This window comes from Bradyrhizobium sp. (genome assembly GCF_049519115.1).
Taxonomy (GTDB): Bacteria; Pseudomonadota; Alphaproteobacteria; order Rhizobiales; family Xanthobacteraceae; genus Bradyrhizobium.
Map to the genome: position 1 here is coordinate 1 of NZ_JBEKRB010000100.1, position 12131 is coordinate 12131.

The 12131-nt window shown below is 60.3% G+C and carries 13 protein-coding genes; 8 read left to right on the forward strand and 5 right to left on the reverse strand.

Going from position 1 to position 12131, the window contains the following annotated elements; genetic code table 11:
* Window positions 1–81: 81 nt before the first annotated feature.
* Entirely contained in the window at window positions 82–363 is a 282-nt protein-coding gene (locus ABSE61_RS34250; RefSeq protein WP_423875611.1) for a hypothetical protein, read from the forward strand.
* Window positions 364–571: 208 nt separating this feature from the next.
* Here ABSE61_RS34250 and ABSE61_RS34255 read toward each other — a convergent pair whose 3' ends face one another.
* The 3 genes from ABSE61_RS34255 to ABSE61_RS34265 all read right to left on the reverse strand — a co-directional run bounded on the left by ABSE61_RS34255 (window position 572) and on the right by ABSE61_RS34265 (window position 3162).
* Window positions 572–2080, reverse strand: a complete 1509-nt coding sequence (locus tag ABSE61_RS34255; RefSeq protein WP_423875612.1) for a class I adenylate-forming enzyme family protein — start codon at window positions 2078–2080, stop codon at window positions 572–574.
* Between the two features lie 97 nt (window positions 2081–2177).
* Complete coding sequence (locus ABSE61_RS34260; protein WP_423875614.1) at window positions 2178–2888, reverse strand: MarC family protein; 711 nt, start codon at window positions 2886–2888, stop codon at window positions 2178–2180.
* A gap of 4 nt (window positions 2889–2892) precedes the next feature.
* Complete coding sequence (locus tag ABSE61_RS34265) at window positions 2893–3162, reverse strand: hypothetical protein (RefSeq protein ID WP_423875615.1); 270 nt, start codon at window positions 3160–3162, stop codon at window positions 2893–2895.
* 345 nt (window positions 3163–3507) lie between these two features.
* On the opposite strand from ABSE61_RS34265, the gene ABSE61_RS34270 reads away from it, so the two are divergent.
* The 7 genes from ABSE61_RS34270 (at window position 3508) to ABSE61_RS34300 (ending at window position 10868) form a co-directional block, all read left to right on the forward strand.
* Window positions 3508–3729 carry a hypothetical protein gene (locus tag ABSE61_RS34270; RefSeq protein WP_423875625.1) on the forward strand — a complete coding sequence of 74 codons (222 nt, stop codon included), beginning with the start codon at window positions 3508–3510 and terminating at the stop codon, window positions 3727–3729.
* A gap of 90 nt (window positions 3730–3819) precedes the next feature.
* Entirely contained in the window at window positions 3820–4872 is a 1053-nt protein-coding gene (locus tag ABSE61_RS34275; RefSeq protein WP_423875616.1) for an FUSC family protein, read from the forward strand.
* A gap of 183 nt (window positions 4873–5055) precedes the next feature.
* Complete coding sequence (locus ABSE61_RS34280) at window positions 5056–6495, forward strand: DUF4403 family protein (RefSeq protein WP_423875617.1); 1440 nt, start codon at window positions 5056–5058, stop codon at window positions 6493–6495.
* A gap of 3 nt (window positions 6496–6498) precedes the next feature.
* The gene (locus tag ABSE61_RS34285) at window positions 6499–7719 is read left to right on the forward strand and encodes an alpha/beta fold hydrolase (RefSeq protein WP_423875618.1); all 1221 of its coding nucleotides are present in this window, start codon (window positions 6499–6501) and stop codon (window positions 7717–7719) included.
* A gap of 78 nt (window positions 7720–7797) precedes the next feature.
* Window positions 7798–9042: an FAD-dependent monooxygenase gene (locus ABSE61_RS34290; RefSeq protein WP_423875619.1), complete on the forward strand. Its 1245-nt coding sequence runs from the start codon at window positions 7798–7800 to the stop codon at window positions 9040–9042.
* Window positions 9036–9728 carry a glutathione S-transferase C-terminal domain-containing protein gene (locus ABSE61_RS34295; protein ID WP_423875620.1) on the forward strand — a complete coding sequence of 231 codons (693 nt, stop codon included), beginning with the start codon at window positions 9036–9038 and terminating at the stop codon, window positions 9726–9728. The genes ABSE61_RS34290 and ABSE61_RS34295 overlap by 7 nt, the downstream gene beginning before the upstream one ends.
* Before the next feature lie 210 nt (window positions 9729–9938).
* The gene (locus ABSE61_RS34300; protein WP_423875621.1) at window positions 9939–10868 is read left to right on the forward strand and encodes a LysR substrate-binding domain-containing protein; all 930 of its coding nucleotides are present in this window, start codon (window positions 9939–9941) and stop codon (window positions 10866–10868) included.
* A gap of 23 nt (window positions 10869–10891) precedes the next feature.
* Here the strand turns inward: ABSE61_RS34300 and ABSE61_RS34305 are convergent, their stop codons facing one another.
* Window positions 10892–11812, reverse strand: coding sequence for a LysR family transcriptional regulator (locus ABSE61_RS34305; protein ID WP_423875622.1), 921 nt, complete (start codon window positions 11810–11812; stop codon window positions 10892–10894).
* Window positions 11813–11884: 72 nt separating this feature from the next.
* Window positions 11885–12131: hypothetical protein (locus tag ABSE61_RS34310; RefSeq protein ID WP_423875624.1), on the reverse strand; the 247-nt coding region annotated here is incomplete at its 5' end.

Genomic DNA, 12131 nt, shown 5'->3' on the forward strand with positions numbered 1-12131 from the left:
GCGACTGAAGCGCCACGCAACGCGACCGGACATTTTGTCTGCGGAGCCACTGCGCTGAAATCTTGCAAAAGGAAAACGACAATGATCGATACCAAAATCTCCCGCCGCGGCTTTGCCGCCACCGCGGCCACCGGCCTCGCTACTTTCGGGCTGATCGGCGCGACCGTGAAAGCCGCCGAGGCCTATCAGGGCACCATGGAACGCGCGCTGGGTTCGCTGCAGGAAGCGCTGCAGTCGCTGCAGCAATCGACCCCGAACAAGGGCGGACACCGTGAGCGCGCAATGAATCTGGTGCGGCAGGCAATGTCTGAAACCCAGGCCGGCGTCCAGTTTGCCAATCAACATGGCGGCGGCGGCTACTGATACGGCGCAGAGCTCGCATGAGCAGAAAGGAGACAGGCGCGCTATTACGGTCGCGCCTGTTTTGCATTCACGCGATGTCGTTGCCAGCGTCGAAGACTTAGGGACTGAACGATCGGCCTTCAGGTCAGGCCGGCTTCTCCCGGCACCGCTCACACAGTCGGCCCGACTCATCATCCAGAATGATTGAAGATCGTAGCCGCGGACGAGGTCAGGCGGCCCGCAGGCAGTTCGCCATCTGCGTGATCGCCGCACGATCCGGCTTTCCCTGCTCCGTCAGCGGGATGCGATCGACCATCACCACCACAAGCGATCCGGTCACGGCGCCGCCGAAGCGATCCGATACGGCCTGGCGGCATTCCCGCGCTGCAACCGGCATCCCAGGCCACGCGATCACGGCAGCGATCGTGAGTCGCGAGTCGGGACTTCGAACCACGACGGCATTGCGGATGGCCGGAAGCCCGCACAGCGCATCTTCAATGTCGGTCGGCGTAACAAGAACGCCGTCAATCTCCTGGATATCTGCCGCACGTCCCAGGATATGCAAAAGCACATCCTGATCCAAGCGGCCGAGATCCCCGGTCACGTACCAGCCATCGCGGAAATGTTCTGCGCTCAAACCGGAGTTGTTGCGGTAGCCGCTGGCCATGGCCGGTGAATGCACCTCGATGATACCGGCCTCGCCGGCATCAGCCAGATGACCGTCGGCGCGCCGCAGTCGAACGCCAATTCCCGGCAGGACCCGGCCGGCCGATGTGAAGATCCCGGGGCGCGACAGATCATGGTCTGCCGGCGCGAGGACGCTCACCAAGCCCATTTCACTGGCACCGTAGACATGTCCGACGATCGACCCAAACCGCTCGCGAGCCCGCAGCCTCAGCGTTCTCGGCGCCGACGCGCCGATATGCGTCAAGCAACGAAGCGACGACAGGTCGTAGAATGTCAGCGCCGCGTCGTCCATCAGGTCGAACAGCTGTGGCTCGACCAAAAACAGATCGGTGACGCCCTCGGCCTCAATGGTCGAAAGCGTGTCGACAGCTTCATACGCCGGGCGGAGAATCACTCTGCCGCCTCCCAGCAGCGTGATATCGACCAGCACCTGAGAGAGATAGGCAAGCGGGCCGTTGATGAGCTGGACACGATCTCTCGGACTCGGCGCGCTGACCATCATAGTGTAGCGAGCAATACTGCGGCAGCTGCCTTTCGGCACGCCGGTCGAACCGCCCGAGGACGACACAACGGCAAGGTCGTTTGGCTCAGCCGCGACCGGTATGGGTTCCGCAGACGCCAATGCTGCCAGTGTGTCCAGTCTGCCGATCGATCCGGCCTTGTCGAAGCCGACCGTGGCAAAGCGCATTTCGGCCGTATCAGCGAGATATCGCGCGGTCTCGGGAAAAACGACCAGTAGATCCAGCGCGATTCGTTCGATCAGAGCCTGACGCTGTGCCTTCGTCGCCGGAGCCGAGAGATAGACCGTTGCCGCACCAAGAACATGGGCCGCATATCGAAGCGCGAGTGCTTCCGGACGGTTCGGCGCGAACATGCCGAGCAGCGCGCCGCGACCGATTCCGAGATCCCGCAAAACCCTTGCAAATCGGAAAATCGAGGCGCGAAACGCATCGCCGGAGATGTCCAGGCCATCGTGACGGACGACCGCGGTGCGACCGGACCGCTGCAATTCCCGAAGCAGCCGGGAGATGTAGAGATTGTCGATCGTCATCGCATGACTCCAGGACTGTGATGCCGCCACCAATGAGCCGGCCGACATCCGATCGCAAATATGACTTCGCTATACCGGCATTAGCGTCTGCGATTGCTCACAAAGCGAGCAACGCCGTGCCCTGCAAATCGGGCAAGGACCCTTCGTGCAAACTTCCGATCAGCTCGCTCAGGCCGCCCCAGGCGATCTGAACCCCGATACAGACAAGGATGAAGGCGGACAGTCTGACCATGACGTTGACGCCGGCGCTTCCAAGACACCGCGCCAGCGGCGATGCGAAGCGGTATGTCAGGTAGACCGTGAACGCGAGCGCCAACAGGCCGAGCAATGCGGAGCAAAGCACGAGCACGAATTGTTCCGTGTCGGCGCGGTTGGCGTGGTGCGCGCCGATCGTCAAGGCAACCGATATCGAGCCGGGACCGACGGTGAGAGGCAATGTCAGAGGATAAAACGCGTCATGCGCCACACGTGACGAACCGATATCAGGCGACGATTCGGCATTCGGCCGATCGGCGCCATTCAGGAGATTCCAGCCCATGAAGGCCACCAGCGCACCGCCCGCGACCCGCACAGCCGGGATCGTGACGCCGAAGAATTGCAGGATATAGGAGCCGAAGAGCATCGCGCCGAGCAGCAGAAGGAAGCTGTTGATCGCAACACTCAATGCGAGCTTGTTGCGATCGTCTCCGGCCGCGTCGCGGGTCAGCGACAGGAACATTGGCGCCGCCCCGAGCGGATTGACCAGGGGAAACAACCCGGCATAGACGAGAAGAAAGGCGCCGGCGATATCGCGCTCAGGACTGATCATCGTGTTACCGGAAATGTTCGGGCTGAATGTGGCTGGAGCCGTCGCTGTCGAATTGGGCCTGACAGGCAGGATGAAGCCGCTCGCGGTTTTGCAGCAGACAAGCCTCGATCTTGCCGACGTTCGGAATATCCTCGCTGCAGAACCGGAACGCGTCTCCCATGCATGCGGCTCGCTGCTGCGGCGTTCCCGCGGCGAACGCCGGGGCTGTCAAAGCCATTGCCGCTACGACCAGCATGCTGCCCATGACGGTTAATGTCTGCCGTTTGTTTTTCATCTCGTGCTCCTGTTATTGAGAGTTAACCGCCTCATGGCGGATGAGCCGCGAAAAACACCAGCCGCCGTCGAAACACAAATATCGTCTCGCTATGCAGCTATCGTTCGCGCTTATCGCCCGAACATCGCAATCGCGCCGGTTCGCGCATGCCATCGCGATCGCCGATACCTGCATATCGAAGTCGTATTTGTGCTGCCGAACTCATCCGCTTATTTCGCGGCCATCGATTGAACCGCCCGTTTGGCGGCAAGATTGGAAACAAAATATGAATTCCAGGAGATAAAAATGTTCAAGACGACTTCGATATTGGCGGCGATCGCGGCATTGACTGTGGGATCCGCCCTGATGATGACGCAGCCTGCCGCCGCCGCCGATGGTTGCGGACCTAACCAGTATCGTGGCCCTGGTGGCGCCTGCCACCGGTTCGGTTACGGGCCCTATCCGGGCGGCTATTACGGCGCCTATCGGAACGGAAACGGCTGCCCTCCCGGCTATTGGCGCGGTCCGTGGGGTCACTGCCGCAACACGCCCTATCATGGCCGGCTGCCCAACGGCTCCTGGAAATAACGAAGCATCCCCGTGCCGTGCGGTCGGTCAGATTGACGCCGCCGCACGGCGCGGGCGATTCGAAATATCTTGAAATTGTCGTAGCGCAGCATGCAACAGCTTTTGATCTCGATCGGCAGCTGGTTTGAGCGAATCGATCCCGGTACGCATCGTCGTATCAAGGGATTGCGACTCGTGACCGCATTCGGCCTCGCAGCACTGCTTGCGACAGTTCCTCAAATCGCGCAGCCACACGGCCCGTCGCTCGGTCTACTTGCGGCCGGCTTTGCGCTGTGGGCAAGCGTGTCAGAAGGCCGCACGACGCGCTACCAATCCGCTTGCGACCTGGTGTTGCTGTGCGTCGCGGCGGGCGTCGGCGCTGCCGGTTTCGTCATTCTCGCATCGCTGTTCGGCGCGGGCTGGTCCGAGCTGACATTGATATCGGGTAGTTTTTGCGTCGGGTTTCTCAGGAAATTCGGTATCCGCGGCACCGGAATCGGCTCGCAACTCTTCATCGGACAACTCCTCGCCTATAATGTCGGCCCGAACAGCGTCGATGTCGGCACCATCGTTTTGGCGGTCGCGCTCGCGATTCCGGCTTCGGTGATTCCGAGAATGCTGAGCGGTCCGGCCGAGCAGCCGGCAATCGCGTCCTCATCCTCCGGTGATGCCCGCGCCGCCTCCACCGCCTTCTTCATGGGCGCGCAGGCCGCGATAGCGTCCGCGTCCATCGTCATCCTCGGACATTTTGTCGGGCTGACGGAATCGGCCTGGGCCATCACGGCATGCACCTACGTGGTCGCAGACTCGACGCGTGGCACGATCGATCGCGTTTGCCGACGGATCGCCGGGACCTCGATCGGTGTTCCCTTGGCGATTGCATTGCTGCCTTTGGCGGCTCAAGCGCCGTTGGAGCTTTGGTTCGCGGCAGCGACTGCGATGGTCATCTACGCCATCGCGTTACCGGAACATTATGACATCGCCAGCGGCGCCTACGCGTTCGCGCTGATCGTCACCCTGGCGGCAAACGGCGAGCACTCGGTCGGCATCCTGCTTGCGCGTTTGTGGGAAACGGTGATCGGGGGCGCACTCGGCCTGACTGTGCTGTTGCTATTGGCGCCGATACCGCACTGGAAGCGACGCAATGCTGCGCGCGCGCAATAAGCATCACACGAATAAACACGACACGCGGGCTTGCGCTGTAACGCGTTGAGCCTGTTCAAGACGCAGCCGAAAAAACTCCGGCCATATGCCGCTCCGATACCCGCATATCAAAGCAATATTTGTTTTTGATGCGCCGCTCGATCATTGGTCGCGTCAAGCTTCAAACCAACAAGGTGCTTCATCATGACATCAACTTCGATCTTGCGACATCGCCGCGACCGTTCGGCCACAACCCGATCGGCCTGCGCCGGACTTGCCGCGCTCGGCCTTCTCGGATTCGGCTCAAGTTCATTCGCCGCCGACAAGCCGCCGGTTTCTCCCGACACGGTGGCGCCGTTTTCGACGGACTCGCGCATCTCCGCGACTGTCGAATTCGGATTGCGAACCCTGGCGTCGGATATCGAGGCCGACATTCCGCAGCGGCTTGCGACAATCGACGAGCAGGTCAGCTGCGTACATCGGCGCGTGCTGTTTTTCCGCGTCAACGCCAATTGCGACATCTACGGTTACGTCAACCGGTCCGGCCCGGTATCGCTCTACGGCCGCGGCGATCGCGTCTACGGGTCGGTGCCGATCTATGGCGCGCTCGAGGGTCAGGGGGCCAATCGGTTCACCGCCCGAATCCATGGCCAGACCGAGGCCAGCGCAACCATCGAGGCGGGAGCTCATCCCGAGCTGACAAAAGACTGGTCGGTCGATCTGAATTTCAGTGACGGCTTTCACTGGAGCGAACCGCCGGTGATGCATGTTCTCGGTCGCGACATTCAGCTCTCGAAATATGCCGAACCGCGCATCCACGACCAGCTCGCTCGCGTTCGCGAACGTGCGCTCGCTGCCGCAAGGCGGCTCGACCTCCATGGCAAGGCTGAGGCCGCATGGCAGCACGCTTTCACGCCCGTGCAACTCTCCGACGACCCGCCGATGTGGTTGCAGCTGACGCCGCAAAGCGTCGCGTTCGCCGGCGTGCGGGCGAGCTCAACCGTGTTGAGCGGATCGTTGCAACTGTCCGGCTCGGCTGCGACGGTGGTCGGGCGGGCGCCGGCAGGCGTAACGCCGACGCCGCTACCCGCGCTAGGTCATGAGGTCAGCGAGCCCGGTTCGTTCGACGTGATTCTGCCGGTCCATGTCGGTTATGACGTGCTGAAGGACAAGATCGCCCAGGCGATCGCCATGCTGCCGCCGGTGGCGGCCCTGTCGGTCCGCGACGTCGACGTCTACCCGTCTGCGGGTAAACTGGTGGTCGGTCTTCGCATCGCCAAGGGTGCCGACAGCGATCCCAGTGCCGGGCGTTGGGTCTATCTGACCGCAGCACTTCAGGTCGATGCCGATGGCCACGCCGTACGCTTGACCGGTCTCGGCGTCATCACCAATGACGAGGAGCTGTCACCCATGATCGACCCCATCGTGGCGCAGTTGCAGAGCAACGTGAGCGCGGACTATGGCGTGGCCTATCAGAACCTTCTCAATGCCGCGAACGGCAAGCTGACGCGGCCATTGAAGGACGGCTTCCGGATGGAAGGCCATCTCGATTCCGCGAAACTCGAGAAAGTCTATCTGCCCGCGGACGGCATCACCATTGCGCTGCGCGCTAGCGGCCAGTTGAAACTCCTGTACGGGATGTGAGCCATGACATCGACCATGACATCGACATTGTTTCGCCGGTCCGCCCGCTTCGTCTCAATCTGCCGCAAGCTCATGCTTGCGGCAGCCCTTCTGCCGCTCTCGTTTTATGTGACCACGGCTTCGGCGCAGACCCCGTTCTATGACGCTCCGAGATCACTGCTCGCTGGTCAACCAGGCACAATGGTCCGCCAGGAGATCATCGAGGGAGCGCCGCTCGGCGCCACCGCCTATCGCGTCCTTTATCGATCAACCGGAATGAAGGGAGAGCCGATCTTCGTGTCGGGCGTAGTCATCGTCCCCGAGGGCGATCCGCCGCCGGAAGGACGCCCCATCGTCGCCTGGGCACACCCGACGTCCGGCGTCGCGCCAGCTTGCGCGCCGTCACTCGCGATCTTCCTGTTCCAGCAGATGCAGGGACTGCGATCATTCGTCGAGCATGGCTACGTTGTTGCGGCCACCGACTATCCCGGCCTTGGTACGCCCGAGACCCATCCTTATCTGGTCGGTGACAGCGAAGCCCGGGCCGTGATCGATTCTGTCCGTGTTGCCGCGACAATGCCCGGCGCCGGCGGTGGAAAGCGCTTCACGGTGTGGGGCCATTCGCAAGGCGGCCAGGCCGCAATATTCACCGGACTGCTAGCGAAAAGCTACGCCCCGGAACTGACATTGCTCGGCGTCGCCGCGGCAGCACCGGCAACCGATCTTGTCACACTGATGAACGACGACATCAATTCAGTCGGCGGCAAGAACATCACGGCAATGACTCTCTGGTCATGGCATCGTGTATACGACGCGTCGCTGAACAACATCCTCGACCCCAGCGCCATGCCCACCGTCGATAGGCTGGCGCGCGAATGCATCGAGAGTCCGTTCGATCTGGTCGAGCGGCAACGAACCGAGCAGCCGCTCGAACAGCACTTCCTGACGACAAAAGGTCCGGCCGACGTCGAACCCTGGCACTCCTTGCTGGAAAAGAATACGCCGGGCCCGCTTCCTTCGGACCTGCCTGTCTTCCTGGTGCAGGGAACGATCGACCAGATCATCCGGCCGGATGTCACGGAGAATTACATGAAAAAGCTGTGCGCGGCCGGCAGCAAGGTGAGAATGATGATGCTGCCCAACATCGGACACGGCCGCGCCGCTCAGGCAAGCACAATGGCGGTCGTGCGCTGGATTGCGGACAGGTTTTCTGGTGAGGCCGCGCCCAGCGACTGCGCGTCATAGTCCGAAACCGATGGTGCGCCAAATCGAAATTGAACTTTCCGGCGCTCTGGCTTGCTAAAATCTGAAAGGAGTTTGCCCATGTCGAGAGTGCTGATATCCGGCGCCAGTATTGCGGGCCCGACGCTGGCTTACTGGCTCTCCAAAGCCGGCTTCGACGTCACCGTGATCGAACGCGCGAAAGCCCCGCGCCCGGGAGGTCAGGCGATCGACATTCGCGGCCCAGCGCTCAAGATCGTCAGGGCCATGGGCCTGCTCGATCGGGTCGCATCCATGCGAACCCGACTCAAGGGGATGTCGACGGTCGATATCGACGGCCGGGAAGTGTCACGCACCGAAGAGCGTACGATCAGCGGCGGCCGATTCAACAGCGGCGATATCGAGATCCTGCGCGACGATCTTGCCGTTCTTCTCCTGAACGCCGGCCACGCAGCGGCGTCTTACAGGTATGGCGATACGATCACCGGCCTCGAACAAGACGACACCGGCGTCTCCGTGAGTTTCGAAACAGCAGCACCTCAACGTTTCGACCTCGTCATTGGAGCCGACGGAGTTTACTCGAACACCCGGCACATTGTGTTCGGCAATGACCCGGCTTTTATCCGGCCGCTCGGCGTCGTGCTCGCGATCTTTACGGCTCCCAATATGTCGAACCTGCAGGATTTGCAAATCGCCTATCGCGACGACACCTCGGGATATGTGGTCTATCCAGATCGTGACAATAAAGAGCTCCGCGTCAATCTCGGCTTTGGACTGCTTCCGGAAGACGACGCGCGAGGCAGCCCTGCCGCGCAAAAGGCTTTGGTCGCGAAGCGCTGCGGCCATCTGGGCGGAGACATCCCTCGCCTTATCGAAACAATGTTCGCGACCGACGATTTCTATATCGGGGCCTTGGCGCAGGTGCGGATGGAAAGCTGGTCGAAAGGCCGCGTGACGCTTGTTGGCGACGCGGCTTACTGCCCATCGCCTTTCACCGGACAGGGCACCGGTCTGGCCCTGATCGGCGCTTTCGTTCTCGCCCGGGAACTGGCGCGGAGCCCCAAAGACTTTGCAGCCGGTTTCGAACGCTGCGAAAGGCGGATGTTGCCGTTTGTTCGCAAGAATCAGGACATGCTGGATCTCTCGCGTCGCGAGCCCGTTCCTGACGATATTTTCGACGCCGCCAAAAACGCGATAGATATCGACGATCTGCTTGAGACCAACAATCGAATTGGCAGCTCGCATTCTGCCAGGCCTACCTCGATCATCAAACTCGGAAGCTTGCAGCCTTCGGTTTTTGAAGGTACCGGCAGCGATCCTGGACCGACCGAGGGGCGATCATGCTGACGCTTTATTCCTATCCGCCACTCTTCGGCGTCGCCGACAACAATGGCTATGGCCTCAAGGTGTTTGCTTTTCTGAAGCTCGCCGGTGTGCCATTCAAACACGAGCACATATTCGATGCGTCGAATGCGCCGCGCGGACAGTTGCCCTACATTGTCGATGGCGAGCATCGTGTCGGCGATAGCGACACCATCATCGCCCATGTTTCGAGAAAATACGGCGTGACACTGGACGCGGCATTGTCGCCGGCGCGGCGCACGACCAATCTCCTGATCACGCGCACACTCGACGATCTCTATTGGGTTATGTCGTATTCCCGCTGGAAAGACGGACGCTATTGGCACCAGTTTCGTGATGCGCTCAAGCGCGAACATCCGAGCCTGACGGACGAAGGGCTCATGAAGGCCAAGGAATTCAACGCCCAGCGTTACTATTACCAGGGCATCGGCCGCTTCGAGCCCGAGGCCGCAATGGCCCGTGGAATAGCCGATCTCGCCGCGCTCGCGACCTTGATCCCACCACATGGCTATGTGCATGGCGACAAACCCACTGAGATCGACGCGGCAATCTATGGCTTTATCGCCAACATTTATTTTTACGAGATCGAGACCCCATTGAAACAATTCGTAATCTCGCATGGCGGCCTGGCCGAACATTGCCGTGCCATCCACGCCGCCGTCAGCATCTGAGTCGAGATAGGCAGCGACTTCGGTGCAGCGCACAATCCAGACAAGCCCGGCATTGTCGGACGATATAAGCCTGTCGCCGAGAACCGCGCGCGCTGGTTTAGCCTTTCGATCGCGCTCCACATGAAACGCGCTCCTCTGCCCGCGCAACGTTTGTCACCTTGCCGACCGTCAGCTTTTCGGTGGATACTGACGCATATTGGGCAATATCAAATGCAATTTCGTCAATTGAGATATTTCGTGAAGATCGTGGAAGCAGGCAGCTTTTCCAAAGCCGCCCTGGTGGTCCACGTCGCGCAACCGGCCCTCAGTCAACAGATCGCTGAACTGGAACAGCGACTCGGCGTGTCGCTGCTGCAACGCAGTGCGCGAGGCGTGCGCCCGACCGCGGCCGGAACGGCTCTCTACAAGGAGGCAACCGGTCTGCTTAATCAGCTGGATCAACTGCCGCTACTCATTCGTCCCCCCGACGACGAGGCGGAAGGCCTGGTCAATCTCGGAATCGCGATCTCGCTCGCACCCAAGATCATCGGAGGGCTGATCGAGGAGTGCCGATCGACGCTGCCGAAAGTCAACGTTCGTCTCTCGGACGGAGACAGCCTGTCGCTTGCGAGCAAGATTACCTCGACAGCTCTCGACCTCGCGATCATTTACGAAGATGGACTCGCGGCGCAGGTCATTCGAACACCGCTGTTTCGCCAGAGGCTGTATGTCATATCGGCAACCCCGCTTCTCGAGGGAAAGGAAACGATCACGCTTCGAGAGCTCGCCGAATTCCCGCTTGTGCTTCCTGCGCCGGGGAACGGCCGCCGGGATCTCATCGATCGTACTTTCGCGAATGCAAAGCTCAGCCATCGCGTGGTTCAGGAAGCCGATTCGCTCAGCAGCGAAATGTGGGCTGTTCGTAACGAGGTTGGATGCACGATTCTCCCAGTCGGTGATATGTCGCATTTCGGCCCGCAGGCCTTCGCCAAGCCGATCTTGATTGAACCGTCGATGCATCTCACTTGCTCGATTGTCCGGTCCGGAAACCTGCCTCTCACGGGTGCGGCAGAGGCACTCCACGGCTGCCTCTTGAAATTCATGGCGCACCGAACACGTCAGGCAGACATGCGCGGCCTGGAATGGATCTCACCTGGCTGAGTGTCAGCTGCAACTGCTAGCGCTCAAGCGATCCAAACCGCTCCCGGACGTTTGGTTCTTTCAATATGCTCCTTGATGAATTGCGTGAGCAATGTCCTGACGCTGTCGGCCGCGACGGTCAGCGAAACGTCGTTCGACCAAATCAGACAACAGGTCATATAAAATGTCGGCTCGATCAGCACCGGCTCGGCAAAATCGCCGAAACCGGACATATCGCCGAGATTGAGAATGGTACTTGCCGCGCCAGCGCGAACGGCGGACAGTTCGCTCGCGACCGTGACAGCCTCAGCAGCGATATTCAAAGGAAGACAGGCTTCGGCGAACGTGCGCTCAATGACGACGCGGCGCGCGTTCAGGCCGGCCGGCAAAATCAATGGAATCCTGGAGACCTCGGCGAGCGAAATCGTTGCCGCCGAGATGGGCGCCGTGGACACACTGCTGATTAAATAATGATTCTGCCGAAAAAGCGGCTGCCGGTGCACCACCGGGAAAAACTCGTCTTCAAATGCAAAGGCCAGGTCCAAACGCTTCTTTTCGACTTCCTCGCGCAGGAACTCGCTGTCACCGTCGATGAACCTGAGCGTGATCTTGGGATGGGTGGCGCGGCATTGCGCGATGAATGGCCCGACAAGCGTCGTGGACAGCGACGCGGGCATTCCCACGCTGACAAGCCCTTCGATATCGCCAACGCTGGAACGCACTAAAGCCGGTAGATTTTCGTACCGCCGCAAAATTGCGGAAGCCTCTTCATACAGTCTTTGGCCTACGGGCGTCGGCTTGATGCCCCGCGCACTTCTATGCAGGAGGGCAACTCCCAGCGATGCTTCCAACTCGCCGATCTGCTGGCTCAAGGCAGGTTGAGCCACATGGATGGTTCTCGCTGCTTGCGAGAAACTGCCAGCCTCGACGATCTTCACAAAGTAATAGAGATGGCGGTATTGCATCCGCCTTTCCTTCCACTTTTATTCGCTTGCGTCACGTTATCAGCGTCAAATCCCGGATCAAGTCGGCATTGATCAAAGCAAATCGGCCTGGGTCGCATCCGATTTTGCGGACTTGTGTCCTCGAAACGTCGATTGAGCCGGTTCAAACACGCACGCGGGTTCGCGGCACTGCGGATCCCGAACCCGTTCGATCAGCAAATCCATGCAAGAAATACAGTTGTATCCATGGTCGGCAACCGTCATACTTGCAAAGTGTGCGGCCTGCTTTGGCAAAAAATTAAAAATAAACTCAAGATTGCGCAATGGAAAACGTCGAGAA